This window comes from Asticcacaulis solisilvae, from assembly GCF_017875235.1.
Taxonomy (GTDB): Bacteria; Pseudomonadota; Alphaproteobacteria; order Caulobacterales; family Caulobacteraceae; genus Asticcacaulis; species Asticcacaulis solisilvae_A.
On the sequence record NZ_JAGGMI010000002.1, the window covers coordinates 35,195 to 62,181 of the forward strand.

The 26,987-nt window shown below is 63.6% G+C and carries 23 protein-coding genes; 13 read left to right on the plus strand and 10 right to left on the minus strand.

Annotated features, from left to right (window positions below; genetic code table 11):
• The first annotated feature begins 88 nt into the window (after window positions 1-88).
• Complete coding sequence (locus tag J2X24_RS03265; RefSeq protein ID WP_209716614.1) at window positions 89-1,099, plus strand: zinc-binding alcohol dehydrogenase family protein; 1,011 nt, start codon at window positions 89-91, stop codon at window positions 1,097-1,099.
• Between the two features lie 40 nt (window positions 1,100-1,139).
• On the plus strand, window positions 1,140-1,904 hold the full coding sequence (locus J2X24_RS03270; protein WP_209716618.1) for an IclR family transcriptional regulator: 765 nt from the start codon (window positions 1,140-1,142) through the stop codon (window positions 1,902-1,904).
• A gap of 9 nt (window positions 1,905-1,913) precedes the next feature.
• Here the strand turns inward: J2X24_RS03270 and J2X24_RS03275 are convergent, their stop codons facing one another.
• The 4 genes from J2X24_RS03275 to J2X24_RS03290 form a co-directional block, all read right to left on the minus strand.
• Window positions 1,914-2,894, minus strand: coding sequence for a glycoside hydrolase family 43 protein (locus J2X24_RS03275; protein WP_209716620.1), 981 nt, complete (start codon window positions 2,892-2,894; stop codon window positions 1,914-1,916).
• Between the two features lie 70 nt (window positions 2,895-2,964).
• Entirely contained in the window at window positions 2,965-4,956 is a 1,992-nt protein-coding gene (locus J2X24_RS03280; protein WP_209716623.1) for an alpha/beta hydrolase family protein, read from the minus strand.
• A 110-nt stretch (window positions 4,957-5,066) separates the two neighbouring features.
• Entirely contained in the window at window positions 5,067-6,974 is a 1,908-nt protein-coding gene (locus J2X24_RS03285) for an alpha/beta hydrolase family protein (protein WP_209716627.1), read from the minus strand.
• A gap of 20 nt (window positions 6,975-6,994) precedes the next feature.
• Window positions 6,995-8,935 carry an alpha/beta hydrolase family protein gene (locus J2X24_RS03290; RefSeq protein ID WP_209716631.1) on the minus strand — a complete coding sequence of 647 codons (1,941 nt, stop codon included), beginning with the start codon at window positions 8,933-8,935 and terminating at the stop codon, window positions 6,995-6,997.
• A 182-nt stretch (window positions 8,936-9,117) separates the two neighbouring features.
• On the opposite strand from J2X24_RS03290, the gene fabD reads away from it, so the two are divergent.
• From fabD to gmk, 8 genes are all read left to right on the plus strand, one after another.
• Window positions 9,118-10,065 carry an ACP S-malonyltransferase gene (fabD, locus tag J2X24_RS03295; protein WP_209716634.1) on the plus strand — a complete coding sequence of 316 codons (948 nt, stop codon included), beginning with the start codon at window positions 9,118-9,120 and terminating at the stop codon, window positions 10,063-10,065.
• Window positions 10,066-10,138: 73 nt separating this feature from the next.
• On the plus strand, window positions 10,139-10,552 hold the full coding sequence (locus tag J2X24_RS03300; RefSeq protein ID WP_209716637.1) for an endonuclease domain-containing protein: 414 nt from the start codon (window positions 10,139-10,141) through the stop codon (window positions 10,550-10,552).
• 101 nt (window positions 10,553-10,653) lie between these two features.
• Window positions 10,654-11,394 (plus strand): 3-oxoacyl-[acyl-carrier-protein] reductase, encoded by a 741-nt coding sequence (gene fabG / locus J2X24_RS03305; protein ID WP_209716640.1) that lies wholly within the window; start codon window positions 10,654-10,656, stop codon window positions 11,392-11,394.
• Window positions 11,395-11,587: 193 nt separating this feature from the next.
• Window positions 11,588-11,827, plus strand: coding sequence for an acyl carrier protein (locus J2X24_RS03310; protein WP_192620312.1), 240 nt, complete (start codon window positions 11,588-11,590; stop codon window positions 11,825-11,827).
• 273 nt (window positions 11,828-12,100) lie between these two features.
• The gene (gene fabF / locus J2X24_RS03315; protein ID WP_209716643.1) at window positions 12,101-13,387 is read left to right on the plus strand and encodes a beta-ketoacyl-ACP synthase II; all 1,287 of its coding nucleotides are present in this window, start codon (window positions 12,101-12,103) and stop codon (window positions 13,385-13,387) included.
• On the plus strand, window positions 13,384-14,490 hold the full coding sequence (mltG, locus tag J2X24_RS03320; RefSeq protein WP_209716646.1) for an endolytic transglycosylase MltG: 1,107 nt from the start codon (window positions 13,384-13,386) through the stop codon (window positions 14,488-14,490). The genes fabF and mltG overlap by 4 nt, the downstream gene beginning before the upstream one ends.
• Window positions 14,491-14,493: 3 nt before the next feature.
• A complete protein-coding gene (locus J2X24_RS03325; RefSeq protein WP_209716649.1) occupies window positions 14,494-15,381 on the plus strand; it encodes a YicC/YloC family endoribonuclease in 888 nt (295 codons plus the stop codon).
• A 51-nt stretch (window positions 15,382-15,432) separates the two neighbouring features.
• A complete protein-coding gene (gmk, locus tag J2X24_RS03330) occupies window positions 15,433-16,089 on the plus strand; it encodes a guanylate kinase (protein ID WP_245344420.1) in 657 nt (218 codons plus the stop codon).
• 45 nt (window positions 16,090-16,134) lie between these two features.
• On the opposite strand, the gene rsmA is transcribed toward gmk, so the two are convergent.
• From rsmA to J2X24_RS03360, 6 genes are all read right to left on the minus strand, one after another.
• On the minus strand, window positions 16,135-16,941 hold the full coding sequence (rsmA, locus tag J2X24_RS03335) for a 16S rRNA (adenine(1518)-N(6)/adenine(1519)-N(6))-dimethyltransferase RsmA (protein WP_209716652.1): 807 nt from the start codon (window positions 16,939-16,941) through the stop codon (window positions 16,135-16,137).
• Complete coding sequence (gene pdxA / locus J2X24_RS03340) at window positions 16,938-17,939, minus strand: 4-hydroxythreonine-4-phosphate dehydrogenase PdxA (protein ID WP_209716655.1); 1,002 nt, start codon at window positions 17,937-17,939, stop codon at window positions 16,938-16,940. Before pdxA ends, rsmA begins: the two co-directional genes overlap by 4 nt.
• A gap of 43 nt (window positions 17,940-17,982) precedes the next feature.
• Window positions 17,983-19,293: a peptidylprolyl isomerase gene (locus J2X24_RS03345; RefSeq protein ID WP_245344421.1), complete on the minus strand. Its 1,311-nt coding sequence runs from the start codon at window positions 19,291-19,293 to the stop codon at window positions 17,983-17,985.
• An 82-nt stretch (window positions 19,294-19,375) separates the two neighbouring features.
• Entirely contained in the window at window positions 19,376-22,027 is a 2,652-nt protein-coding gene (locus J2X24_RS03350; RefSeq protein WP_245344422.1) for an LPS-assembly protein LptD, read from the minus strand.
• A gap of 81 nt (window positions 22,028-22,108) precedes the next feature.
• Window positions 22,109-23,239: an LptF/LptG family permease gene (locus J2X24_RS03355; RefSeq protein ID WP_209716664.1), complete on the minus strand. Its 1,131-nt coding sequence runs from the start codon at window positions 23,237-23,239 to the stop codon at window positions 22,109-22,111.
• Window positions 23,236-24,420, minus strand: coding sequence for an LptF/LptG family permease (locus J2X24_RS03360; RefSeq protein ID WP_245344423.1), 1,185 nt, complete (start codon window positions 24,418-24,420; stop codon window positions 23,236-23,238). The genes J2X24_RS03355 and J2X24_RS03360 overlap by 4 nt, the downstream gene beginning before the upstream one ends.
• A 165-nt stretch (window positions 24,421-24,585) precedes the next feature.
• On the opposite strand from J2X24_RS03360, the gene J2X24_RS03365 reads away from it, so the two are divergent.
• Genes J2X24_RS03365 through J2X24_RS22470 form a run of 3 tightly spaced genes read left to right on the plus strand, consistent with a single transcriptional unit; the run spans window position 24,586 to window position 26,908 of the window.
• Complete coding sequence (locus J2X24_RS03365; protein ID WP_209716667.1) at window positions 24,586-26,082, plus strand: leucyl aminopeptidase; 1,497 nt, start codon at window positions 24,586-24,588, stop codon at window positions 26,080-26,082.
• Window positions 26,079-26,528 carry a DNA polymerase III subunit chi gene (locus J2X24_RS03370; protein WP_209716670.1) on the plus strand — a complete coding sequence of 150 codons (450 nt, stop codon included), beginning with the start codon at window positions 26,079-26,081 and terminating at the stop codon, window positions 26,526-26,528. The genes J2X24_RS03365 and J2X24_RS03370 overlap by 4 nt, the downstream gene beginning before the upstream one ends.
• Entirely contained in the window at window positions 26,525-26,908 is a 384-nt protein-coding gene (locus tag J2X24_RS22470) for an I78 family peptidase inhibitor (RefSeq protein ID WP_245344424.1), read from the plus strand. The genes J2X24_RS03370 and J2X24_RS22470 overlap by 4 nt, the downstream gene beginning before the upstream one ends.
• The last annotated feature ends 79 nt before the right edge of the window (window positions 26,909-26,987 follow it).

The window sequence follows — 26,987 nt, forward strand, 5'->3', positions numbered from 1 at the left end:
CGCCAAGTGATCAAGCCGGCTTGCATAGTTTCCATAATGGAAGTAACTTTCGTATATGATAATAATGAGTCTGCAACAGGATGCACTTATGAAAGCCGTGGTATGTGAAAAGCCGTTCGAACTGACCGTCGTCGACCGTCCGGGGCCGGTCCGCAAGGACGGCGAGGTCATGATCCGCATTCGCCGTGTCGGCCTGTGCGGCACCGACTATCACATCTTCGGCGGCACCCAGCCCTTCCTGTCCTATCCGCGCGTCATGGGCCACGAACTGGCCGGCGAAGTCGTCGACAGCGACGGCGGTTCAAGCCTGCAGGCCGGACAACTGGTCACGATCAATCCCTACCTGCCGTGCAACCGCTGTATTGCCTGCCGCAAGGGCAAGCCAAACTGCTGCGTCAATGTCCGCGTCATGGGCGTCCATATCGACGGCGGCATGACCGATTTCGTCTGCGTGCCCGAAGCAGCCGTCATCCCCGTGCCTGGGCTGACGCCCGAAGAGGCCGCCATGGTCGAGTTCCTGTCGGTCGGCATGCACGCCGTCCGGCGCGGCGCGATCACCGAAACCGAGCGCGTGCTGGTGGCGGGCGCGGGGCCGATCGGCGTCGCGGTCGCCCTCCTGGCCAGGCTGGCCGGCGCTGATGTCAGCCTGATCGACACCAGCCAGACCCGGCTCGACTATGCCCGCACGGCGCTGGGCCTGCCGCATACGGCCTGCGTTGGGCCCGAGCTCGACGACTGGCTGCGCGCGCGCACCGAAGGCGACTATTTCGACGCCGTCTTCGATGCGACCGGCAACGCCAAGGCCATGGAAAAGGGCTTCGGCTATGTCGCCCACGGTGGCCGCTACGTCCTGGTCAGCGTGGTCAAGGACGCCATCACCTTCGCCGATCCTGAGTTCCACAAGCGCGAAATGCAGCTGATCGGCAGCCGCAACGCCACCCATCACGACTTCCGGCTGGTCATCGACCTGATCCGCGCGGGCGAACTGCCGACGCGCGCCCTGCAAACCCACGCCTTCGCGCTTCATGATCTTCCGTCGGTCGTACCGGACCTGATCGACAGCCGCGACGGCGTCCTGAAGGCGATCGCCAGCCTCTAGGAAGCTTGTATAAAGGGCGCAATCGCCTTAGGCAGGGGATATGGCCAAACCTACCGTCCCCGCTTCACCCGATACGCCGCGCAACGCCAGCTATGCCGCCCCGGCGCTCGAAAAGGGCTTCAACGTCATCGAACTGCTGGCCGGCGTGCCGGGCGGGCTGACCGTGACCGAGATCGCCGCGGGCCTTGGCCTGTCGATGAGCGAGATCTTCCGCGTCATCATGGTGATGGAACGCCGCGACTGGCTGCGCAAGGCGCCGGGCGACCGTTATCGCGTGACGCCGCGCATGCTGGAACTGGCCTTTCGCGCCACGCCGGCCGAAGAGCTGGCCTTTGTCGCGGCGCCCCTTATGCGCGACCTCGCCAACCGTATCGACCAGTCCTGTCATCTGGTCGTCCGCGCCGACGACCACGGCCTGGTGATCCTGCGCCAGGAGAACCCCGGACCCACCGGCTTCGCTGTGCGGACCGGCGCCGCGATCCCGCTGGCCGCCTCGTGCTCGGGCCATGTCCTGCTGGCCTTCGGCAATGACGCCGTCGAAGACAAAAAGCTGGCGGCGATGCTGCGCGAGGTCAAGGCGCGGGGCTATGAGATGATGGCCAGCACGCGGACGCTGGGCGTCACCGACATCAGCTTTCCGGTTTTCGGTTTCGACGGCACGATCGCGGCCGCTGTGACCGTGCCCTTCCTCAAGCTGATCGACGGTTCGCAGACCATCGACAGCGACCAGGCGAAGGATATACTGGCCGAGACGGCGGCGGCGATTTCCGCCGGCCTTGGCGCGGCCCTGCGCCCGTCACGCTGAGATCGCGGGCTATTCCGCAGGCGCGGACACGCCCGCCTTCGTCTGGACGATCGGGCGGATGGTGCCGTCGGCGTTATAGTAGAGCCGTTCGACGCGCACCGCGCGGCGGTAGCTGCCGCCTTTTTTGTCGCCGATCGTCCATCCGCCGTCGTGGTAGAAGAAGTAGGACTGGCCCTTGAAGTCGATGATCGCCGGGTGGATGGTACTGCTGTTTTCCGCCTTGCCGGTCAGTTGGCCGCGATAGGTCCACGGCCCCTGGACCGATGGCGCCGTGGCGTAGGAAATATATTCGCCGTCATCGCCCTTGTCCCACGAGGCATAGGTCACGTAGTACAGGCCGCCACGCTTATGCAGCCACGGGCCTTCGGTATAGTGGGGCAGGGCGACCTCGCGGACCGGTCCGTCCAGCTCGATCATGTTGGCCTTGAGCTTGACGATGAAACACTTCTCATTGCCCCACATCAGCCAGGACGTGCCGTCGTCGTCGGTAAAGACGGTCGGGTCGATGTCGCTCCAGTCGTGCTTGGCTTCGGGCGTCATGGCGTTGGTGATCAGCGCCGTGCCGCGCGCGTCGGTGAACGGGCCGGTCGGGCTGTCCGCTACCGCGACGCCTATCGCCATGGCGGTGTCGGGCGCGTTGTGCTTGGCGGTGGCGTAGAAGTAGAACTTGCCGTCCTTCTCGACGACCTGCGAGGCATAGGCGTCGCTGCGCGCCCATTTGAAGTCAGTCGGTTTCAGCACCGTGCCGTGCGACTGCCAATGCGTCATGTCGGCCGATGAATAGGCCAGCCAGTCCGGCATGCGGTATTTGTTGTCGTCCGATACGTCGCGCCCGACATAGAGGTAGACGCGATCGCCCACGACCAGTGCCGCCGGATCGGCCGAGAAGACATCGCGGATGATCGGGTTCGATCCGGGTGCGTCGTCGCGCGCCACGGCCGGGGCGGCGGCGAGGGCCAGGAGGAAAGCATAGGTACGCAGTGCGGTCATGGACGGGCCCTTTTTGCGGTCAATGTCCTTTTGTCGGACATTTAGGCCTGTTCCGTCAAGCCGGTGGAGGTCAAGCGGGCGGATTATGCCTGAGCAGGAAGCCAACCATGCTTTCCAGCGTCTGGACGCGGCTGGGTTCGCGCGACAGCCAGTGGTCCTCGCCGTTCAGCACCACCAGTTCGACGGGCTTGCCGGCCTTTGTCAGGGCGTCGTTGATCAACTCGGTCTGCTTGTAGGGGACGACGATATCGTCCTTGCCGTGGATCAGCATCACCGGCACGCTGACGGCGTCGACGTGTCGGATCGGCGAGACCTCGTCCAGGCCGGCTTCGCCGGTGAACCGCTTCCAGTAGCGCATGGTGTAGGAATTGCCGTCGAAATTGCTCCATTCGCTGAGATAGGCGTTGAAGCTCTTGAGGTCCGACAGGCCGGCGATCGACACGGCGCAATTATAGATGCCCTTTTGCAGGGACACGCCCGCCAGCGCCGCATAGCCGCCGTAGGATGCGCCGGCGATGGCGACGCGTTTCGGATTGACGATACCTTGCTTGACCAGGTGCGCGACGCCGTCGGACAGATCGGTCTGCATCTTGCGGCCGAACTCGCCATAGCCCGCTTCGGTAAAGGCCTTGCCGTGCCCGGACGAGCCGCGGAAGTTCGGCTGCAGCACCGCATAGCCGCGCGAGGCGATGGCCTGAGACATCCAGTCGAAGCGCGCGTCGTCGAACGATTCCGGCCCGCCGTGCGGCAGCACGACCAGCGCCAGGTTCTTCGCTGGCTTGCCGCCCGGCGGCAGGGTCAGCCACGCGCCGATGTCGAGCCCGTCGGCGGCCTTGTAGGTGATGTGGGACCTGGGCGCGATCCATTCGGCGGTCAGGCCGGGATAGCTGGAGCCGATCTCCTTGAACTCACCGGTCGTGAAGTTGAAATAGAAATAGGTGCCGGCGTCCTCGACATTTTCGCTGCGGACCACGACCTGGCGCGGATTTTCGCCGATGGAGACCAGGTCGTTGATGCTGTCGGGCAGGGCGCCGTTGATCAGCTTGGGCAGGCGCTGCATGACCGGATCGTAGAAGGTGTAGGTGTCGATCGGCCCGGCATTGCCGAAGCCGGCCAGCGCCCGCGTCGCCGGATGGAAGATCGGGTAGTGGCCGACGCCTTGCGCCTCTAGCGGCGTGACCTTGCCCATGGCGTCCAGCTCGAAATAGGTGTCGGCCTTCTGGCCGCCCTGGATGCCGACCAGCACGGATTCGCCGTCGCGCCCCAGGCCCATGAGGCTTGGGCGGTCCATGTCGGCCTTGACGCGATAGACCTCGTTCCAGCCCTTTTCGGTCTTCATGCGGACGATGAAGTTGCGTCCCTGGTCGTCGTTATATTCCGAACGTGCGGCGATGCGGCCATCGGCCTTGACCACCCAGTCGTCGATGTTCCGCGCCTCCTCGTCCAGCTTGAAACCGCGCCCGGTGGCCGGATTGAAGTAGTAGAGGCATTCGACGTAGTTTTCGTTATAGGAATTGCCGCCGCTGTCGCTGTTGACCATGTTGACGCCTTCCGGCACCTTCCAGCTCGAAGCGGTGATGCGGTAACCATCCTTCGTCAGGATGCGGTTGATATTGCCGGAAATCACGGTGCTGTTCACACCGCCGATGCCGTCATACATGATGCGGCGCTTGCCGGCGGGCACGTTCATCATCAGCCCGAACCACTGTTCCCACTGCGTGCCGACGTCTTTCATGATGTTGGACGAAACGACGGCGACGTGCTCGTTGTCCGCCCACATCAGGTCGCGCAGCTTGTCGCCCTCGATGATGGCGGCCGACGCCTTGCCGGTCGCCAGCTCATAGTCGACTATGGCGCGCTCGCCGCCCTTGTCCATGATCATGGCGACGCGCTTGCCGTCCGGCGACAAGGCAACGTCTTCGACCGCGGGCAGCTTGCCCCAGAGGGTCAGCGGCGGCAGGGACGGTGTCTGCGACAACGTTGGCCTGGCCGCCATGAGCGCGCCCCCGGCGGTGAGGCCCGCGACCACAGCGCGGCGCGACGGATTCGTGGATTTGATCATGATTATGCCCCCGGTGTCTTCCCCTGGCAGTGCCCTGCCGATAGCCACGTTAGTTCGTATTCGGAAAATCGGCAAGGCCACCTCGCGCCGGCCGCCTGCACACCGCGGGATCAGTAGGCCGGATTGTGCTTTTCGACGAAGGCCACGACGGCCTTCAGCATCTGCAGACGGGTTTCGGCGCGGCTGAGATAATGGTCCTCGCCCTTCAGTTCGACATACTCGTGGGCCTTTCCGGCGGCCTTCAGGGCGTTGCGCATGGTCAGGGCCTGCATGACGGGCACGGTGGTATCGTCCCGCCCGTGGATGATCAGGACGGGAATATCGACACCGGCAGCGTGACGGGCGGGAGATACGGCGGCCTGGCTGGCCATGTCGCCCAGGTAGCGGCGCAGGTAAAGGCTACCCGCGCTCTTGTCGCTATAGGTCTTGGTGGAAATATAGGATGTGAAGGCTGGCAGGTCGCTGAGGCCCGCATAGGAGGCGGCGCAACGATAGGTCTTTTCGAAGGTTGCGCCGGCCAGGGCCGCGTAGCCGCCATAGGAATAGCCGACGATGCAGACGCGCGCGGCGTCGACCAGCCCGCCGGAGACAAGGTGACGCACGCCATCGCTCAGGTCCGATTGCATCTTGCGGCCGAACTCACCATGACCGGCGGCGACGAAATCCGCGCCATAGCCCGCCGAACCGCGGAAATTGGGCTGAAGCACCGCATAGCCGCGCGAGGCATAGGCCGCGACGTCCCATTCGAATGACAGGTCGTCGCGCGTCTCCGGCCCGCCATGGGGCAGGACGATCAGCGGCAGGGATTTCGCGTCGCGGCCGGGCGGCAGGGTCAGGTAGGCTTCGATCTCAAGCCCGTCGGCGGCCTTGTACTTTATCGCCTGCTTGACCGGCACCCAGGCCTCGGGAATGTCCGGATAGGTCGCGCCCACCGGCACGGACGTACCGGTGGCGAAGTCGATGAAGGTATAGCTGCCCGCGTCGCCGGGACCTTCGCCATAGACGATCAGCTTTTGCGGATTTTCGGCGAAGGCCGCGAATTGCGTCCGGTAGCCCGGCATGGCCTTTGCGACCTTCGCCGGCAGGGCTTTCATGTCCGGATCGAGGAAGTCGTAATCGACCCAGCCGCCGTGACTGGCGAAACCATTGAAACGCCTTGTCAGGGGGTGGAAGAGGGGGCTGGAATAGGTCCCTGACTCCAGGGCGCCGGTCGTGCCGTCGGCGGATACTTCGAAAAAGCCCTTGCCTTCCTGAAAGACAAGGACGGACTGGCCGTCGCGTCCCAGTCCTCGGGTATCGGGAATATCGATCGTGGCCGGAATTTCCAGCCCACTCATCCAGTCGCTTCCCGAGCGAAACCTCAGTCGCCAGATCTTGCGCTCGAAGTCATATTCCGAGCGCGCATGCGGCTTGCCATCCGAAGTCAGCACCCAATCAACGACGTTGCGGCCGGCAAAGTCGATCTGGTTCGTCCTGTTGTCATTGGCGCCGAAGCTGTAGAACAGGTAGTTGCCCTCGTTGGCCCTGGAAAAGGCCGAGGCGGTGACGCGGTAATCCTGGGCATCCTTTACGACATGGATATCGCCGGTCACGACCGGATCGACTTCCCTGTCCTCCATGCCGAGAAACAGCTGGCGGGACTTGCCCGTCACCATATCCTGCAGATTGACAGTATAGAGCTCGGTCTTGAACGTCGAATAGATCGGAGCCGTGGTGGTCCAGCTCTTGACCAGGGCCACGTGGCGATTGCCGACCCACATCACGTCTCGGACGCGGATGTCGCCCAGTGGCTGGGCCACCGTCTTTTCCGTCGTCAGGTCCAGGTCGACCAGGTAGCGCTGGCCGCTCCGCGTCGCGACCATGGCGGCATGCCTGCCGTCAGGCGACAGATCGACGTGCTGGACCTCGGGCAACTGGCCAAACACCTCCAGCGGCGGTGGCGCGCCCAGCGGATTCTGCGCCTGGGCGCCTCCGGCGATCAGGGCCATGACGGAACAGAAACCGGCCAGCACGCGCATATCGATCCCCCCGTTCCGGCTCAGTAAGCCGGGTTGTTCTTTTCCATGAATTTGATTAGCGTCTGGAGCATCTTCAGACGGTTCTCACTGGTCGACATGAAGTGGTCTTCATTGGCCAGCTCGACGAACTCGTATGGCTTTCCGGCCGCCTGCAAAGCCTTGACCATGATCTGGCTCTGCTTGATTGGTACACTCGTGTCGTCCTTGCCGTGCATAACCAGGACGGGAACGCCGATCTTTGCGGCGTTCTGCGCGGGCGAATAGGTCCCCCACTGGGCCTGATCTCCCAGCATGCGCTTCCAGTAGAGCGCAGGAACTGAGGTCTCGCCGCCGCTGTCGTGGACCTTCCAGTCGACGAACTCCTTAAGGTCGCTGACGCCGGACACCGACGCGGCGCAACGATAGATGCCCGGGTCGAAGGCCACGCCGGCCAGCGCCGCATAACCGCCGTAGGCCGACCAGCCGGCAATGCAGACGCGTTTGGCATCGACCTTCCCCTGCGCCGCCAGATAGCGAACGCCGTCCGACAGGTCGGTCTGCATCTTGCGGCCCCATTCGCCATAGCCTTTTTGATTGAACGCACGGCCCTTGCCGTCCGATCCGCGTGAATTGACCTGAAGGACAGCATAGCCGCGCGAGGCCAGCGCCTGCACATCGTACTCGAACGACAGGTTGTCGCGTCCTTCGGCCGCGCCATGCGGCAGGACGATCAGCGGCAGGTCTTTTGCCTCCCGGCCCGGGGGCAGCGTCAGATAGGCACGCAGCTCAAGGCCATCGGCCGCCGTGAAATCGAACGCCGTCTTTTGCGCGATCCATTCCGGCGCCAGGTCCGGATAGGTGCGGCCAATTTCGGTGTAGCCGCCCTTGGCGAAATCGACGAAGGTATAGGTGCCTGCGTCATCTTCGCCTTCGCTGTAGACGACCACCTTGCGCGGGTCATCCGCATAGGCGGCGAAGCTGGTCCTATATCCCTCGAAAGCCTTGGCCGTCAGAGCCGGCAGGGTTTTCATGACAGGATCGGCGAAATCGTAGCTGACCCAATCGCCATAATTGGCGAAGCCAACGCGATGCTTGGTCCTGCGGTTGTGCACCGGGCGGCTTTCGGGATTGTCCGGGTTCAGTTCGGCTGACAGCGTGCCGTCCGATTTTACTTCGTAATAGCCTTCCTGAGTGTCGTCATTCATGAATAGAGTGACGGAGGTGTCGTCACGCCCAAGACCCCAGAGTTCCGGCAGGTCGAGACGACCCCGACGCTCGAGTACGGTCTTCCAGTCGCCGTTTTGATTGAACTTCAACCGCCAGATCTGCGCATCCCATTTGTACTCAATGCCGCTGATGAAATCACCCTTCCCACTCGGGAAGTATGCCTCGACGGGGATGTCGGTCCATATCTCTGTCGCCTTGCCGGTCGCGGGATCGACACTGTAGAGCTTTATGTTCCGGCCTTCGAGGCGGCTGTCATGCGATTGCTCCATCAGCATCATGTAGATCAGCTTGCGGCCGTCCTTTTCGATGACGCGCGGCTGGTCGTACAGGAACGGGTCCTGGTTTCGGCCTGTCCCGATAGGAATGGTCTTGTGCGCCCGTACGTTCAGGATCAGGCCCTGGTTGACGGTCATGGTCTCGCCGGACCGCAGGGTACGGCGGTTGACGAAGGTCATGTAGGTGTCGTCGACCCAGTCCAGGTCCTCGACGACGAGCTTGCCGACGGGCTGCATTTCGACCGCCTTGGTCGCGATGTCGTAATCGACGACGAACTGCTCGGTGCCCTTGCGCATGACCATGCCGACATGCGTGCCCGAAGGCGACAGCGTGACGTGGCTGATCGCAGGCAGGTGACCATAGACCTCCAGTGGCGGTGGCGCGCCCAGCGGATTGGCGGCGGCAAAGGCGCTGCCGGCGTTTGCAGCAAGCATAAGCGCCATTGCGGATGCAATGGTGTGGCGTCTATTGATCGTCATGGAATGCCCCCAAGCGTTACTTTATCAAATGCAACCATATCACGGTCCAGGCAGGTGTCAGCCCCCAAATTCGTCCTCGTTAATTCTGTCTGAGGACAATTCCGCGCCGGTGGTTTGCGCTTGCCGAGGCTTGAGCTTTGGCCTAGTCAGGCCACAAATCCACAGATTCCGGAGACAGCGTCATGACCTTGGCTTTCGTATTTCCCGGTCAGGGCTCGCAGAGCGTCGGCATGGGCGCGGAGCTTTACGACAACTTCCCCCGCGCCCGTGAGGTCTTCGACGCCGTCGATGCGGCGCTTGGCCAGAAGCTGTTCCAGCTGATGAAGGACGGGCCTGAGGATCAACTGACCCTGACCGAAAACGCCCAACCGGCCATCATGGCTGTGTCCCTGGCGGTGGCGAAAGTGCTGGAAGGTGATTTCGGCATTCAATGTTCGGCGGCGAAATACGTCGCGGGCCATTCGCTGGGTGAATATTCGGCGCACGCGGCGGCGGGAACATTCTCGCTTGAAGAAACCGCGCGCCTGCTCAAGCTGCGCGGCCAGGCCATGCAGCGCGCGGCGCCCGTAGGCGTGGGCGCCATGGCGGCTTTGATCGGCAAGGCTGACCTCGAACTGGCCGAAAAGGCGTGCGAGGCCGGATCGGCGGCGGGCGTGGTCGTGGTGGCCAATGACAACAATGCCGGCCAGATCGTCATTTCCGGCATGAAGCCTGCGGTCGAACTGGCGATCGAAAAGGCCAAGGAACTGGGCGCGAAGGGCATGCTGCTGAATGTATCAGCGCCGTTTCACTCGCCCCTGATGGAGCCGGCAGCGGAGGAAATGCGCGCGGCCCTGGCGAAGGCCACGATCAACGAACCGGTCTCTACGCTTGTGGCCAACGTCACGGCGCGTCCGATTGGCGGTACGTCCGAAATCGCCGACCTGCTGGTGCAGCAGGTGACGGGCCGCGTGCGCTGGCGCGAAAGCGTCCAATGGCTGGCAGGCGAGGGCGGCGCGACCACCGTCGCTGAACTGGGCGCCGGCAAGGTTCTGACGGGCATGATCAAGCGCATCGCCCCTGAAGCCAACGCCGTCGCGCTCAACTCGGCTGCCGACTTCGAGGCATTCGCGCAATCGCTGAAAGCATAAATCATCTATCCTTCGCCCTCCCCATTCATGGGGAGGGGGGACCGCCGCAGGCGGTGGGCGGGGCCTTTGAAAGATGAAACGCACACTACGGCAAGGCGCTGTTAACAAGACGGCTCGACGATTGCGCAAGCAACTTACGAAACCGGAGCTTTGGCTGTGGCTGCGGTTGAAGGAGCGAACAGGCGACCTTGTCTTTCGCAATCAACATCCGATTGGCACGTATGTACTCGACTTCTACTGCCCAAAGGCGAAGTTATGCATCGAGGTTGACGGTGAAATTCATACTCGTGATTACCAGCGCGCGCATGATGAAAAGCGCGATCAATGGCTTACAGAGCAGGGCATTTATGTTCATCGAATCAACGCGGTCGATCTGCTGGCTGATCCAGATGAGACCGCTAATGGCGTAGTCAACCTGGCCTTGGGGCGCTGGCTAGCTTTGCAAGACGCCCCGCCCACCGCCTTCGGCGGTCCCCCCTCCCCATGAATGGGGAGGGCGAAGTTTATACGGCTTTGTAAACTGCTTGATCCTTTCCGCTTCATCGCGTAAGGCGCGACCACTGAAAACACCATATCGCGGGAGATCACATGTTTGAACTGACCGGCAAGACCGCCCTTGTCACCGGCGCCACGGGTGGCCTCGGCGCCGAAATCGCCCGCGCGCTGCACAAGCAAGGCGCCAAAGTCGTGCTTTCCGGCACCCGCGAAAACGTGCTGACCGACCTCGCCGGTGAACTGGGTGAGAACGCCTTCGTCGCCGCCGCCAACCTGTCGGACGCAGCCTCGGTTGACGGCCTGGTCGCCAAGGCCGAAGAGGTCGCGGGCGCCGGCCTCGACATCCTGATCGCCAATGCCGGCATCACGCGCGACGGCCTGATCCTGCGCATGAAGGACGAGGACTGGGACACGGTCATCAAGGTCAACCTCGAAGCTTACTTCCGCCTGGCGCGCGCCGCCACCAAGGGCATGATGAAGCGCCGCCATGGCCGCATCATCGGCATCACCTCGATCGTCGGCGTCACCGGCAATCCCGGCCAGACCAACTATGCCGCCTCAAAGGCCGGCATGATCGGCTTCTCGAAGGCCTTGGCGCAGGAAGTCGGCTCGCGCGGCATCACGGTCAACTGCATCGCGCCGGGCTTCATCGCCTCTCCGATGACGGACGAACTGAACGAAGCACAGCGCGCGACGATCCTGGCCAAAATCCCGGCCGGCGACCTCGGCAAGGGCGCGGATATCGCCGCCGCCGCCGTCTTCCTCGCCAGCAACGAAGCCGGTTACGTGACGGGTCAGACCCTCCACGTCAACGGCGGCATGGCAATGATTTAGGCCATCAAACCGTACCAGTCCGTACACATAAACGCGCCATATCTTGCGGCGCAACGGACAGTTGGTTAAACACAGCGCGAAATCGCTTGAATCGCGCTGATTGTGTGAATAAAAGTCAAACCCGGATTCTGATGGCCCCGCAGGCGAACGCTCACGAGGTATCCGAATGTCTAAACCTCTGAAGGGACGTTAAATGTCTGAAGTTCTTGAACGTGTTCGCAAGATTGTGATCGACCACCTGGATGCTGATCCGGACAAGGTCACCGAAAAGGCGAGCTTCATCGACGATCTGGAAGCTGACAGCCTCGACATCGTCGAGCTGGTCATGGCTTTCGAAGAGGAATTCGATATCGAAATCCCCGACGATTCGGCCGAACACATCCTGACCGTCGGCGACGCCGTCAACTACATTCAGGAAAAGCTGGCGGCTTAAGGCCGGGAAACGGCTTTCACGGAGCGCGGTTCTCAGGCCCTTTTTCCAGGGTTTGACCGCGCTTCTTTCGTTTCTGATTGGCATTTCCAATTCGCGTTTCGGGCTGGCATTTTCCGTTGCGGCAGGCTTTTTCGGAAGAAGGGGTTGAACGCGGCGGGAAATGCGGCCAACTATCATTACATTGAGTGCCGTGCCGGGGGAAACGCGCGGAATGGCCAGGGGCAGGAATGGCGGGCCGCGTTAGAGGCCGCACGCCATCAGGGTGGAGACTACATGGTTCGTCGCGTTGTCATTACAGGTCTGGGTCTGGTTTCGCCGCTGGGCGCAGGCGTCGACATCACTTGGAAGCGCCTTTTGAACGGCGAGTCCGGCGCAGGAAAGATCACCGCGTTCGATACCACGGACTATGCCTGCCAGGTCGCCTGTGAAGTGCCGACCGTCGAGGGCCGTGGCGGCGGCGGACCCGATGTCGAAGGGTCGTTCGATCCGTCCAAGACCTTGTCGAACAAGGAACGCCGCAAGGTCGACGACTTTATCCTCTACGCCATCGCCGCCGCCGACGAGGCGCTGAATGATGCCAACTGGCACCCCGAAAGCGAAGAGGACAAGATCCGCACCGGCGTGATGATCGGCTCCGGCATCGGCGGTCTGGGCATCATCGCCGACACCGCGCTGGAACTGCGCGACAAGGGTCCCAAGCGCATCTCACCCTTCTTCATTCCGTCGTCGCTGATCAATCTTGCTTCGGGCCAGGTATCGATCCGCCATGGCCTCAAGGGGCCGAATCACTCGGTCGTTACGGCCTGCGCCACCGGCGCTCACGCCATCGGCGACGCCGCCCGCCTGATCGCCCATGGCGACGCCGACCTCATGGTCGCCGGCGGCGCGGAATCGGCCATCGTGCCGATCGGCATTGCCGGCTTCATCGCCTGCCGCGCCCTGTGCACCGCCTTCAATGATGAGCCGACGCGCGCCTCGCGTCCCTACGACAAGGACCGCGACGGCTTCGTGATGGGCGAAGGCGCGGGTGTCGTCGTCCTGGAAGAATACGAACACGCCAAGGCGCGCGGCGCCAAGATCTATGCCGAAGTCCTGGGCTATGCCCTGTCGGGCGACGCCTACCACATCACCGCGCCTTCCGAAGACGGCGACGGCGGCTACCGCGCCATGGTCGCGGCCGCCAGGGATGCCGGCATCGATCCGGCCGAGATCGACTATGTCAACGCTCACGGCACCTCGACCATGGCCGACGGCATCGAGCTCAAGGCCATCGAGAAGTTCCTGGGCGAACGCGCCAAGACCGGCACCGTGTCGTCGACCAAGTCGGCCATCGGCCACCTGCTGGGCGGCGCCGGCGCCGTAGAAGCCATCTTCTGCGCCCTGGCCATCCGCGACCAGATCGTCCCGCCGACGCTCAACCTGGACAACCCGGATGTGGAAACCCCCATCGACCTGGTCCCGCACAAGGCCAAGAAGATGACGGTCAAGAAGGTGATGTCGAACTCGTTCGGCTTCGGCGGCACCAACGCGGCGCTGATCCTCGGCCAGGTCGAGCCATGATACGCATTGAGCCGGGTGCCGAACCGCCTGTGAAACGCAAGGGGCTGAAAGGCCCGCTGGCGGGACTTGGCATTGGCATCCTGCTCCTTGGCCTGGCGGCGCTGCTGTTTACATGGTCGACCGTCTTCGGTCCTGGCCCCGCGCAAGTGTCTGAAATCAGCTTCGCCCCCGGCACCAGCGTCGCCGCCATGGCGCGCCAGCTCGAAGACAAGAAGATCATTCGGTCTGGCCTGGCCTTCCGCGTCGCGGCGCGCCTGGGCGGCAAGGCCAACCGTTTCAAGGCCGGCACCTACCAGTTCCCGGCGCGGGCGTCGATGATGACCGTCCTGCACCAGATCGAGGACGGCAAGGTCATCCGCAGCTTCGTCACCATCCCGGAAGGACGCACCTCGGCCCAGGCCGTGCGCATTCTCAAGGCCGTGCCTGAGCTGACCGGCGAGATCGACGTGCCGCCGGAAGGCTCGTTGCTGCCGGAAACCTACGACTACCAGCGCGGTGAAACACGCCAGGCCGTGCTGGACCGCATGCTGGACGCCGGCCGCAAGGCACTGGACGAAGAGTGGGCTAAACGTCAGCCGAACCTGCCGGTCAAGACCAAGGAAGAGGCGCTGATCCTCGCTTCGGTCGTGGAAAAGGAGACCGGCATCGCCTCGGAGCGTCCGCGCGTCGCCGCTGTCTTCGTCAATCGCCTGCGCAAGGGGATGCGGCTGGAATCTGACCCGACCGTCATTTACGGGATCAGCAATGGCGAACCCCTGGGGCGTGGCCTGCTGCGCTCGGAGCTCGACAAGAAGACACCGTGGAACACCTACATCATCGACGGCCTGCCGGTGACGCCGATCGGCAATCCCGGCCGCGACGCGCTGCGCGCCGTGCTCAATCCCGCCAAGACCGAGGACATCTTCTTCGTCGCCGACGGCACGGGCGGGCACGTCTTCGCCGCCACCTACGACGAACACCTGGCCAATGTCGCCAAGTGGCGCAAGGTCGAGGCCGAGGTCAGCCTGTACACGACCCCGGCCTTTGATGCGGCGGTCAATGCATCGGCCGTGGCGCCCGCTGCCGGTCAACCCGTCGCCGCGGCCACAAAAGGCAAGAACTAACCCATGTCTCTGTCCTCCATGACGGGCTTTGCCCGCGCCGACGGCGGCTTGAGGGACGTCAGCTGGACAGTCGAAGTCCGCAGCGTCAACGGCCGCAATCTCGATATCAAATACCGCTTTCCGCCGGGCTATGAGGCCGCCGAGCGTCTGGGGCGCGACCTGTCCAAGGCGCGGTTCCAGCGCGGTCAGATGAACCTGACGCTGCAGGTCCAGACGCCGGGCGCAAACGCCGGCGTCACCATCAACGAAGACGTGCTGAACGTCTATCTGGCGGCCAGCGACCGGCTTCTGGCCGAAGGCAAGGCGGTCATGCCGGCCTCGGATGGTCTTTTGTCGCTGCGTGGTGTCATCGAGGCCGCCGGCGAGGAGCGTTCCGGCCTGGCGGAGGACGGCGAGGCGGCCTTGGCCGCGACGCTTACCGAAGCCTTCGACCGCCTGAAGGCCGCACGTGACAGCGAAGGCCGCGCCATCGAAGCCGTGCTGAAAGGCCACCTGGTGACCATCGGCGCGGCCGTCGAGCGCGCAAAGGCCGTCGCCGACCAGCAGGCCGAGGTCATCCGCGAACGCTTTACCCGCCGGCTGGAAGAAATCCTGCCCGACAACGCCAAGGAGGGCCTCGAGGAGCGTATCCTTCAGGAAGCGGCATTGCTGGCCGCCAAGGCCGATGTGCGCGAGGAACTGGACCGGCTGTCGTCGCATCTCGACCAGGCGCACGCCCTGATCGACGGAGAAGCCGCGCCCGGCCGGAAACTGGATTTCCTGGCGCAGGAGTTCATGCGCGAAGCCAATACGCTGTGTTCCAAGGCGGCCTTTATCGAGCTGACCCAGACCGGCCTGGAACTGAAGGCGGTGATCGACCAGTTCCGCGAACAGGTTCAGAACGTAGAATAGTCTGTTCAGTTTTTTCAGGTAGTTCCTGAACTAAACAATTTGGAGTAACCCATGTCGCCTAACCCCCATATGAGTTTCGAGCGGATTCGCCGTGGCCTGATGCTGATCGTCGCCGCGCCGTCGGGGGCAGGGAAGACGTCGCTGTGCCGTCGCCTGGTGGCCGATCACTCCGATCTCGAACTGTCGATCTCGGTGACGACGCGCGGGCCGCGTCCCGGTGAGCGCGATGGCCGCGAATACCACTTCATCGGCGACGAGGAGATGGATCGTCTGATCAAGGAGCAGGCCCTGCTGGAATATGCTTCGGTCCACGACGCGCGTTACGGTTCGCCGCGCGACCCTGTGGAAAAGGCACTGAGCCAGGGCCACAATGTCCTGTTCGACATCGACTGGCAGGGCGCCCAGCGGATTTCGGCGCGGGCGCCTTCGGATGTGGTGCGGGTGTTCATCCTGCCGCCGTCGATCGCCGAACTGAACCGCCGCCTGAACGCCCGCGCCCAGGATGATGAGGACGTCATTGCCCGCCGCATCCAGCGCGCCAAGAGCGAGATTTCGCACTGGGCGGAATACGACTATGTCATCCTGAACGACGACTTCGACCGGTCGTACGCCGAACTGGTCCACATCTATCATGCCGAGATTTCGCGTCGGTCGCGGGGACTGTGGATCTCGCCGTTTGTGGATGAGCTGATGGCGGAGAAGATTTAATCCCTTATGCCTCCCCAAATCCAATAGATTTGGGGAGGCATAAGGTTAGAGCACTTCCGCCAATCGCAGGAAGTCCGCAGGCGCCACGACTTCCGCCCGGGCAGTCGGTTCGATCCCGACCTTTTCCAGCAGGGCTTCGCCACCCAGTGCCTTCAGCGACGAGCGCAGCATCTTGCGGCGCTGACCGAACGCGGCGGCGGTGATCTTCTCCAGGTTGCGTACGATCGCATCATCCGGGCGCGCAGCCTTGGGCACCAGCTTCACCACGGCGCTGTCGACCTTGGGCGGCGGTGTAAAGGCCCGCGCCGGCAGGTCCATGATCTTCTCACAGTCGCACAAAACCTGCGCCAGCACGCTCAGCCGGCCGTAATCGTCATCGCCGACGGGCGCGACGATGCGTAAGGCGACCTCCAGCTGGAACATCAGCGTCATCGACAGCGGCCGCCAAGGCCCCGTCAGCCACTTGACCAGAAGCGGCGTACCGACATTATAGGGCAGGTTCGACACGATATGCGCTGCTGGCGCCAGGTCTGCCTCGGACACCTTCAGCGCATCGCCTTCGATGACGGCAAAGCGCTCGCCATAGACGGCGTTCAGCTCTCCCAGCAATTCGATGAACCGCGCGTCCTTCTCGACCGCGATGACCTTCGAAGCCTCGGTCTCCAGCAGAGCGCGCGTCAGACCGCCAGGTCCGGGACCAACCTCGATCACCGCGTCGCCATCGAACGGCCCGCCCAAGCGCACGATCTTGCGCGTGATGTTGAGGTCGAGCAGGAAGTGCTGGCCGAACGCCTTCTTGGCCATCAGGCCGTGCTGTTCAAGGCTTTCGCGCAGAGTGGGCAGGTCGTTCATGTCAGGGCTCGGTTACGGCTGATGCTGTCGGCCATGCGCAGGGCGTTGATGAAACTGTCGGCGCGCGCAATCCCCTTGCCGGCGATGCCGAAGCCCGTGCCGTGGTCGGGCGAGGTGCGCACGATCGGCAGGCCGAGCGTGATATTGACCCCGCCCCAGAAGTCGAGCGTCTTCAGTGGAATCAATCCTTGATCGTGATACATGCATACGGCGGCGTCATACTCCGCGCGTGCCTCGTCGTGGAAGAGCGTATCGGCCGGGTAGGGGCCGCGGATAATGATGCCCTCGGCCTGCAGCGACGCCACCAGTGGCGCCAGCACATCGATCTCCTCGCGGCCGATGGTGCCGTCCTCGCCGGCATGCGGGTTCAGGCCCGCCATGACCAGGCGCGGCGTCTCCAGGCCGAAATCGCGGATCAGCGCCGCATGCGTGATGCGGACCAGCGCCTTCAGGTCTTCGCCCGACAGCCGAGCCGCGACCTCCGAGAGCGGCGTATGAATGGTCGCCAGCACGACGCGCAGATCCTTGGCCGCCAGCATCATGACCGGCATGGGCGCAGGCGCGTCGCCGTCGCGGCACAGCTCGGCCAGATATTCGGTGTGGCCGGGGAAGCTGAAGCCCGACGCATACAGCACCGACTTGGCGATCGGCGCGGTCACCAGCCCGCGCGCCGAGCCGTAACGGCAGTAGCCGACGCCGGCCTTGATCCAGTCGATGATGTGCGGCGCGTGCGCAGGGTTGGGGTGACCCGCCACGGGGTGCGCCGTCAATGGTTGATCGATCACCGGAAGAGCAGCGCCAAACCCACCTGGGCCTTCGGACGGATGGGCGATTACCCCCACGGGCACACCTTGGCTGGCCATGACACCGGCATCGCCGATGACGCAGAAGGCAAGGTCGGGATCGCCGCGCACGGCCTGCCAGGCGGCGGCCACGATCTCGGGACCGATGCCGCAGGGATCGCCCAGGCTGACGACAAGGGGAGGTAGGGAAGTCATGCCCCGGAGCTAGGCTCAGCCGTTCCCGGGGTCAAGCCCAAACCTACTGATGCTGCTCGATCGTCGCCCCGGCGCGGAGCTGGCGCAGGTAGCGCTTGCCCAGCATCGAGATGCGCTCATTGACCAGGCTGCTCTGGATCTGGTCGCGCGTGACGGCGTTGTCGCCGGCCAGCTGGCGGTCGCAGACGTACAGGACGTTCATGTTCTGGTCGTTGCGCATCGGCGCCGTCGCCTGGTTGGCCTTGAGCGGGCGCAGGGCGTCGGCATAGGTGGGCTTCAGCAGGCTCAGCTGGGCCTCACCCAGATTGGTGATCTGGACGCCCGACGCCTTCAGCTCGTCGATGTCCTCGCAGGTCCGGGCCTTGGCGCGGACGGCGTTGAGCGCGGCCTCGGCGCGGCTGACCTCGGCCGGCGAGGCATTTGGGCTGAGGGGCACCGCGGCCTGGCGGACATGAAAGACCATGTCGGCGTTACCATTGGACTTCTGGCGCAGCAGGTAGATGTAGACGCCGTCCTTGGTGGTGATCGGCGGGATCATGTCGCCGGGATTGGCCGCGGCGAGGGCGGCCTCGACCTGCGGATCGATATTGCCGGACACCAGCCAGCCCGCGTCACCGCCCTGGGCGGCCGATGGGGCGTGCGAAAACTGACGCGCAACGGCCTGGAAGGGGGCGACCTTGGCCTGCATCTGCTGATAGAGCTGCTGGGCGCCGGCCTGGGCGTTGGCCAGGCTGCCTGCCTGCGCCGGGTCGATAAAGATTTCGGCGACGTAGTATTGCGGCTTCTGGCCATCGGCGACGACCTTGTCCATGGTGGCCTCGACCTGGGCCTTGCCGACGGCGGCGTTGGAACGGTAGCGGCCGCCGACCAGCATGCTCCAGCCGGTCTGGGCGCGGATCTGGTCGCGGAGAGTCTGAGGCTCGATACCCAGCTTCTTGAGCTCCGCCAGCAGCTGCTTGCCGTCCATGCCGCTCTGGCGGCCCATGCGCTCGATTTCCTCGTCGATTTCCTTTTCTTCGACCTTGACCTTCCAGTGCTCCATCTCCTGCTTCTGCAGGCGCTCCTCGACCAGCGACGTGACCGCCTGCTGCTGGAAGGACGAATAGTTCTCCTGGGTGACCTGGACGCCGGAGGTGACCATGAGCAGCAGCATGCGCTGCTTGAGGTCGTAGGAGGTAATCATGTCCTTGTTGACCGACATAAGTATGCCTTCGCCAAGCGCCGGCAGTTGCGGCGCCTGGGCGTCGTGGCCCAGCGTCGAGGCCGAGGCCAGCGCGGCGTCACCCGTGTCCGGCGTGGCTTCCTGCGCGACAGCGGGAACAGCCAGGACGGCAAGCCCGATGCAGGCCCCCATAAGACAAGCCTTGGCCGTGTGAAGTTTCAGCGCGGTTCGGAACGAGGACAAGATCGGCATGGATGAACAGGTGACCCGGTGTTTAGCGGACATTGGCGAAGTCTGCACCAGACTTGCCCAATGTGGCGAGGTTAAGGCGGAACAGTATCGAAGATTGCGGCTTGCCGTTCAAGCGGGTCAAGACCGTATCGTTGCGTTGATAGACGAGTTCGTACCAGATGCAGTCGTCGCGATAGATCGCGCTGACGGTCGATCGGCGCCACTGGTTCTCGACCAGGTCGCGGTCGAGGCGGGCGCTGACGCCCCAGTTCTTGGTGAAGAAGTGGCGGGCGTAGAACTGCAGGTTGCGATAATTGTCGCCGAACCGCCTGAGCTTTCCGTCCGGATCGAGCGTCGGCTGGATCATGACGTCGTTGAAGATGTAGCGCAGCGTGGCCGTGGTATTGGGTGTAAAGGCGCTCAGGCCCGCTTCGCCCTGGGCCAGCCGGAAGCTGTCGGTGTCGAGGCGCAGGCGGGTATAGCCGTAAAGCCCCTTGCCAGTGTCGAAGCTGGCATCGACCACCCAGTCGGACGACTTGCCGCCCAGCCCGGAAATGTCGTAGGTGCGCTGGATGTAACCGGCCGGCGGCGGCGTGTCGGGCACGCCGTTGTAATAGGTGTAGCTGTCGTAAGCCGTGCCGTTGAATCGCGCCTGGACGGTATTGAGGAACTGGTTTTCCGGCTTGTCGCGCAGAATCCGGCCAACCATGGCCTGGACTTCCAGCCCGGATTTGAACTGCAGTTGCGAGCGCAGGCCGAGGCTTAAGCGTGTACCGCCTTCATAGACGTCGAAACCCGGCGACTTGTTGGCCTGGAACAGGGTTGTGGTGTCGAACTCGAAGGACTGGCTGTCCTCGGTCGGAAGATAGGGGCTGACCTGATGCTCGGGCGACGCGGCCAGTTGGGCCATGGGCTCCAGCACGGCGGTGAAGTGCTCGAACTTGCGCACCATCGGATAGCTGAAGTTGAAGCCGACCGTCCCAAGATCGCGCGAGATCGATTCCTCTCGGCCTGCGGCGTCCAGGTGCGACACCGTATACTGATCGTGGCGGTAGTCGAAGAACGGCCCCCAGCGCAGCCCCCCGCGTGTGGTCATATTGCCGTACCACGACGCGCCAATGCTGGCCCGCGCGGTATCGTAGGGCGACGGCAGGACGCCGGGCTGACGGAAGAAGTCCGGCGCGCCGGCGCTGGTGTACAGCTTGTGCTGGAGGGCCAGGGCGTTGACACTGAGCGTCAGTTGGCCGCCCAGCAGACGGCTTTGCGGCGACCAGTACGCCTGCACCATGGGCAGGATGGCGGGGTAGAGGTCCGAATTGACCGCGATCGGGTAATCCGTGATCGTAGAAGCGACCGCACCCGTCATTGGATCGAGATAGCCGCCGACCGCCAGGCTCTGGAAGTTGGCGATGGAAAACTGGACGTAGCTGGTCGGCGTCTGGCGGATCAGGTGTGCCTGGTTGACCAATTGGCGGTGTTCCGCCTGCCACTCGCCAATATCCTCCTCGAAGGCGTCATCGACACTATAGCGTTCGAAGAAGTTGGCGTTGTCATAGGGGCGCCCAAAGGCGGGATCCGACGGATTCGTACGGCTATATCCGCTCTCGTCCTTCACGTGCTGGGCGGTGAAGTTCCAGCGCCAGTCCGGATTGATGGTGAAGTCGCCATCCGCCAGCAAGTAGTCGCGCGTCTCGGCCTCGCCGATCCGCTCGCCCGAATTGTCGAAATAGGCTTCATTGGTAAAGCCGAAACGCACGCGCAGCTTGCCGGAATAGAAGTGACGGCCGTATTCCAGCGCGATCAGCGGATTGACGCCGGCATTGAATTGCGGGCTGATGATCAACTGCGAGTAAGGCGAAATCGACCACAGATAGGGCTGCTGGTACGAAAAGCCGCCGCGCTTGCGCGTGAACTGGACGTCGGGCTGCAGGAAGCCGGAAGCGCGTTCAAGCTCCGGATCCGGCGACCACATATAGGGCATGTACAGCACCGGCACGCCCTTGAGCTTCACGACGGCGTTGTTGTAGTACACCATCTTCTTGTCTTTGCGCTGCGTGATCTCGCTAGCCTGGATCGACCATGACGGCTCTTGCGTCACGCCGTTCTTCTGGCACAGCTGGCAGGGCGTATAGATGATGTTGGTCAGCCGCGTCGTGAAGTCGTTCACGCGTTCGACGCGCCGGGCGAAGACCTTGGAATTGTCGGCGGCGATGGCGGCGAAGTTCTTGCTGACGCCCGACTGGTTTTCATCGTCGTAGGTGATGCGGTCGGAATACTGCACCGAACCGTCGGCATTGATGGTTTGCGTATTGCCTTCGGCGGTCGTGACGCCAGTCTTGGAATTGTGCGTGACGCTGTCGGCGCGGATGAGCCGGTCATCCTGGCGCATTTCGACATTGCCCCGCGCGACGATGGTGTCTTTGTCCGTCGTCGTCAGTTCCTGCGACTGGATGAAGGCCGCGCCCTTCGTCAGTCCGTCCGGACCGGGAATGGTCTCTGTGGCCTGCGGGCCGGGCGCCTGGGCTGCCTGACTCTGGGCTGCCTGAGCCATCGCCAGTTCGAAGGCCAGCTGCGATCCGGTCGCCATGCGCGCGGGCGAGGCGTCACGGCCCTGCGCACCCGCGGCCGGTCCGATCCCGGCGCCGATGGCCAGGGACATAAGTCCCACACCCAGCTTGAAAGAATTGCGATTCATCACGGCCTTATTATTCGCGGTCACGGTTCTATAGCACAAAATCTGTTCCGGCCATCCCCCGGAACACCCCTTCCGTCTCCTCTAGCCGTCCTCGGTGTAGACAAGCAGGGTCATGGCCCCAAGCATGGCCAGGACGGCGGGCGACCAGCCGGCCAGTTCAACCGGGATCAGGTCCGCCATCCCCAGGCTGGAAAACAGCTGGTTGACGAAGAAGATCATGAAGCCCAGCGAGACGCCCGACACCACCAGCGCCGTCAGCCCGCCCAGGCGCATCAGCCGCAGCGAAAAGACCGCCCCCAGCATGGCCATGGCAGCGAACATCAACGGCGTCGACAGCAACTGGTGCAGCTTGAGGCGATAGACGGTCGTCGGCAGCCCGGCGGTGGCGTTGCGCTGGATCAGCACAGGAAGTTCCCAGAACGGCACCGACTGTGTCGAGGCACGCCTGCGGAAGGCCGCCTGGGCGTCAAGATTGGACGGGATCGACAGGCGCTCGTAATATAGGGGCTGCTCGCCGGGCTTGGTTTCGCGCGCATTGCGCAACTGCCAGAAGCCGGGCGTGAGGACCGCCGAATCCGCATCGACGCGGCTGGTGAAGGCCGGCACGCCGCGCGCATCCAGTTCATAGGTCCAGAAGGTCGCCTTCTGTAGGCGGCCTTCGGCGGGGGAGCCGGCATCGGCGCGGACGATGGTCTGTTTACGGCTGCCCCCCTGACGGATATAGACTCCGCCGGCGTCCGGGGCGTCCGGGGCGGCCTTCTGGATGGCCAACACCCTGCGGTCGTAGTTTTCCTGCAGCCGCGACGCGATCGGATTGAGCGCGGTTATGGTCAGCACGCCAAAGGCGAAGGCTGTGACGGCGGCAGGCGTCACGAAGCGCCAGGCCGACATACCGGCCGCGCGCATGGCGATCAGTTCGCTGCGCCGGTTCAGGCCGATAAAGGCAAAGATCGACCCGAACAGGAAGGCGAAGGGCAGTAGCACCAGGATCAGGCTGGGCGACTTCTGCAGGATCAGAAGCAGGACGTCGACGCCCGACAGGTCGGCCTCGGCGCCCAGCTTGGACACACCGATATAGTCCATCAAAAGGATCAGGCTGGAGACGACCGCCAGGGCCGAGGCGAACATCGCGATGCAGGCCTGGAGAATATAGGTCTCGATGCGGCTGTGCCGCCACGGGTTGAGGTAGCTGAACGCGTTAAGCCAGGTCATGCGGCGGGCCTCAGCGTTTCAAGCGTGGACATGCGCTGGGAGCGGGCGAGGCCGCGCTTGCTGTCGCGCTTGTGGAGCAGGCGCAGGCAGATGACGATGGGGATGATCGGCACGGCATATTGCAGCACGTTCATGACGACGCTTCCGGCCGACGCCGTTTCCGCCGCGATGCCCAGAATCCGCACGACGGCGGCGATGCCGGCGACCGCAGCGATGCGCTGCCCATAACCGCCGCGCCTGAACTGCCCGCCCAGCACGGCGACGATGGCCAGCAGCATGAAGGTCAGGTTGTACAGCGGGCCGGCCAGCCGCGCGTGCCCTTCGGCCTGCAGCTTGGTCCGGTTCCCCTTTTCCCAGTCGAGCGCAATGTTCGGAAAGAACAGCTCATGGATATAGCGGTCGCCTTCCTTGTAATGCAGGAAGTCGTCGCTGGAGAAGTAGCGCGAAACGTCGAAGCTGGTTTCGTCGAAAGTGGCGTTGGTGATCGCGCCGGAGTCATTGACCTGCTGGGTCGAGCCGCGGCGCATGATCAGGATGTTCGCGCCATCGACATTGCTGATCTTGCCTTCGCTGGCGACGTAAGTGCGGTCCTTGCCGTTGGCTTCGGGCGTGCGGATGAAAATCTGGCGCAGCAGGCCGTTCTGGTCGATGCGCTGGACGTAGATGGTCAAACCCGATGAGGCGGTGGAAAAGGCGCCTTCCTTGACCAGGCTGGAAATCAGGTCGTTGCGGATGCGGAACATCTCGCCGCGCATGGCGCGCGCCGTCAATGGCTGCAGGAACAGGTTCGATACCAGGCTGATCAGGGCGAACCACACGCCGATGCGAATCATAGGCGAGGCCAGGCGCATCAGGGAAGAGCCGGCGGCACGCACGGCGGTGATTTCATGTTCGCTCTGCAGGCGCGTCAGCGCGATCAGGGTGCCGACGAAAATGGCGATGGGAAAGATCAGTCCCGCCAACTGGGGCAGGGACAGGAGCGTTACGCGCATGAAAGTCCAGGCGCTCTGGCCGCGTTCGACGATCAGGTCGAACTGGCTCAGCGACTGGCTCAGCAGCGCGATTGCCGTGAGGGCCGCGACGGCGCCCAGCACCGGTACGATCAGCTGGCGGAATATGTAGCGGTCGAGAATGCGCATGCGGTCGGGAGGCTGTCCGTTCTGGGCAAGGCGGGGCGCCAAACCCGCCGGTTTCGTCGCTTCCTTTTGACCGCATACACAGTTAATTACAAGTAACTAAGCGGCCTTTCCGGCAAAATAAGACGCATAACGCTGGCCTTGCGAAAAAAGCGTATTGCGTCGCGCGAAAAAGCGCATAGATCGACTACCAGCCTACCGGAGACGCTCATGCAGATCGAACTTGCCACCATTGCCCCCGCCAATGCCATCCACGCGGTCATCCTCGGCGAAGGGGATGCGGCGAGCCCGGGCTTCGGCGCGTTCGACGCAGGCGTCGCCGACCATGCCCGCCGGGCGCTCTCGGTCACCGGCTTCAAGGCCGCCAAGGGCAAGACCCAGGTTGTCGCCGCCCCTCCGGGCTTTGACGGCGCGGCGCTCGCCTTTGTCGGCGTCGGGGACCTTAAGGCGCTGGACGCCACAGGCATCGAACACGCCGCCGCCACGCTTTATCATGCGGTAAAATCCGCCGGCATCGACGCCTTAAGTCTCGACCTTACGGGCTATGGCCCGGAACTGGTGGCGCGGGCGCTGCTGGGCCTGCACCTGGCCTCCTACCGCTTCGCCCGCTATTTCGGCCCGGCCAAGGCCGACAAGGCCCCCACGCTGAAATCCATCACCGTGGTGTGCGACGATGTCGCCTCCGCCGAGGCCGCCTGGCAGCCGCTTTCGGCCATCCGCGACGGCGTCCTCTTCGCTCGCGACCTGGTGTCCGAACCGGCCAATGTCCTCTATCCCGAATCCTATGCTGAGCGGGTCAGGGGCCTGACTGGCACCGGCCTCAAGGTCGAAGTGCTCGGCGAAAAGGAGATGGCCGAGCTTGGCATGCATTCGCTGCTGGGCGTGGGGCAGGGATCGCGCAAGGAATCCCAGCTCGTCATCATGCAGTGGAACGGCGCCGGTGCCGATGCCCAGCCCGTGGCCTTCGTCGGCAAGGGCGTGACTTTCGATACCGGCGGCATTTCGATCAAGCCGGCCGAGGGCATGGAGGACATGAAGTGGGACATGGGCGGGTCGGCCGCTGTCGTCGGCACCATGATCGCCCTGGCCACCCGCAAGGCCAAGGTGAACGCGGTGGGCATCATCGGCCTGGTCGAAAACATGCCGGACGGCAATGCCCAGCGTCCTGGTGACGTCGTCACGGCCATGTCGGGCACGACGATCGAAGTCATCAATACCGACGCCGAGGGCCGCCTGGTCCTGGCCGATGCCCTTTGGTACTGCCAGGACCGCTTCAAGCCGCAATTCATGATCGACCTGGCGACGCTGACCGGCGCCATGATCATTGCGCTGGGCACCGATTATGCCGGCGTTTTCAGCAACAACGACGAACTGGCTGAACGTTTGGGTGAAGCCGCGAAATCGGCGTCCGAGAATCTGTGGCGCATGCCGCTGCCGGCGCAGTACGAAAAGCAGATCGATTCCAAGATCGCCGACATCCGTAATATAGGCGGCCGTCCGGCGGGCTCGATCACCGCCGCTCTGTTCCTGCAGCGCTTCGTCAACAATGTGCCGTGGGCGCACCTCGACATCGCGCCGACCGCCTGGACGAACGAACAGCGCATCCCGTCGGTGCCGGAAGGCGCGACCGGCTTCGGCGTGCGGACGCTCGACGCCCTGGTCGCCCAGTTCTACGAAAATCAAAGTTCTACGAACAGTAACCGATGACCGATATCTGGTTCTATCACCTTGAGCGCACGTCGCTGGAGCAGGCCCTGCCGGAACTGCTCGAAAAGGTGATGGGCCGGGGGTGGCGCGCCTATGTCCACGGTCTTGAGGATGACACGATTGCCGGGTTAGACTCGCACCTGTGGAGTTACAGTCCGGCTTCATTCCTGGCCCATGGCCGCGAGGACGAACCGTTCGCCGAGCGCCAGCCCATCCTGCTGGGCAAGAGCGGTAAGCGGGTCAACGGCGCTGAGGTCTATGTGTCGGTCGCCCCGGCCGACATTCCGGATCTTTCGGGTGCCGAACGCGCGCTGATCGTCTTCGAGGACCGGGACGCGGAACACCTTTCCTGGGCGCGCGCCCAGTGGAAAAAGCTAAAAGGTGAGGGCCTGTCGCTGGCCTACTGGAAGCAGTCGGACACCGGACGTTGGGAGAAGATGCAATGATCTTGAAAAAAGTACTCGCCCTCGGTTTGATCGCCGCCGGACTTTATGGCTGCGCCTCGGGTCCCGAGGAGGCGCCTCCACCGCCGGCGCGCAGCACACCGCCCGCTGTGGCCGTGCCGTCACCAACGCCGGTGCCGCCGCGTCCGGCCCCGCCACCGCGCGCGCCGGAATACAAGCCCCTGGCCAATGACACCTGCGGCGCGCAACCGCTCCAGAGCCTGGTCGGCAAGCCGCGCACGGAGATTCCGGTGCCGCTCTATCCGGACCGCCGCCGCGTGGTCTGCTCGACCTGCGTGGTGACGCAGGAGTTCCGCGCCGACCGCCAGACCATTGTTTTCGATACTGATACGGGGATCATCAAATCCGTCACTTGTGGGTAGTCTTTGGCGGGTAGCCAAAAACATCTCACAGTTCAGTATACGGTTTAATCGCTTTGCGATGGCAGGGTGGGATCGGGGA

Coding starts and splice junctions, on each gene's coding strand:
- J2X24_RS03265 (WP_209716614.1), top strand. CDS start 89: ATGAAAGCCGTGGTATGTGAAAAGCCGTTCGAACTGACCGTCGTCGAC.
- J2X24_RS03270 (WP_209716618.1), top strand. CDS start 1,140: ATGGCCAAACCTACCGTCCCCGCTTCACCCGATACGCCGCGCAACGCC.
- J2X24_RS03275 (WP_209716620.1), bottom strand. CDS start 2,894: ATGACCGCACTGCGTACCTATGCTTTCCTCCTGGCCCTCGCCGCCGCC.
- J2X24_RS03280 (WP_209716623.1), bottom strand. CDS start 4,956: ATGATCAAATCCACGAATCCGTCGCGCCGCGCTGTGGTCGCGGGCCTC.
- J2X24_RS03285 (WP_209716627.1), bottom strand. CDS start 6,974: ATGCGCGTGCTGGCCGGTTTCTGTTCCGTCATGGCCCTGATCGCCGGA.
- J2X24_RS03290 (WP_209716631.1), bottom strand. CDS start 8,935: ATGACGATCAATAGACGCCACACCATTGCATCCGCAATGGCGCTTATG.
- fabD (WP_209716634.1), top strand. CDS start 9,118: ATGACCTTGGCTTTCGTATTTCCCGGTCAGGGCTCGCAGAGCGTCGGC.
- J2X24_RS03300 (WP_209716637.1), top strand. CDS start 10,139: ATGAAACGCACACTACGGCAAGGCGCTGTTAACAAGACGGCTCGACGA.
- fabG (WP_209716640.1), top strand. CDS start 10,654: ATGTTTGAACTGACCGGCAAGACCGCCCTTGTCACCGGCGCCACGGGT.
- J2X24_RS03310 (WP_192620312.1), top strand. CDS start 11,588: ATGTCTGAAGTTCTTGAACGTGTTCGCAAGATTGTGATCGACCACCTG.
- fabF (WP_209716643.1), top strand. CDS start 12,101: ATGGTTCGTCGCGTTGTCATTACAGGTCTGGGTCTGGTTTCGCCGCTG.
- mltG (WP_209716646.1), top strand. CDS start 13,384: ATGATACGCATTGAGCCGGGTGCCGAACCGCCTGTGAAACGCAAGGGG.
- J2X24_RS03325 (WP_209716649.1), top strand. CDS start 14,494: ATGTCTCTGTCCTCCATGACGGGCTTTGCCCGCGCCGACGGCGGCTTG.
- gmk (WP_245344420.1), top strand. CDS start 15,433: ATGTCGCCTAACCCCCATATGAGTTTCGAGCGGATTCGCCGTGGCCTG.
- rsmA (WP_209716652.1), bottom strand. CDS start 16,941: ATGAACGACCTGCCCACTCTGCGCGAAAGCCTTGAACAGCACGGCCTG.
- pdxA (WP_209716655.1), bottom strand. CDS start 17,939: ATGACTTCCCTACCTCCCCTTGTCGTCAGCCTGGGCGATCCCTGCGGC.
- J2X24_RS03345 (WP_245344421.1), bottom strand. CDS start 19,293: ATGGGGGCCTGCATCGGGCTTGCCGTCCTGGCTGTTCCCGCTGTCGCG.
- J2X24_RS03350 (WP_245344422.1), bottom strand. CDS start 22,027: ATGAATCGCAATTCTTTCAAGCTGGGTGTGGGACTTATGTCCCTGGCC.
- J2X24_RS03355 (WP_209716664.1), bottom strand. CDS start 23,239: ATGACCTGGCTTAACGCGTTCAGCTACCTCAACCCGTGGCGGCACAGC.
- J2X24_RS03365 (WP_209716667.1), top strand. CDS start 24,586: ATGCAGATCGAACTTGCCACCATTGCCCCCGCCAATGCCATCCACGCG.
- J2X24_RS03370 (WP_209716670.1), top strand. CDS start 26,079: ATGACCGATATCTGGTTCTATCACCTTGAGCGCACGTCGCTGGAGCAG.
- J2X24_RS22470 (WP_245344424.1), top strand. CDS start 26,525: ATGATCTTGAAAAAAGTACTCGCCCTCGGTTTGATCGCCGCCGGACTT.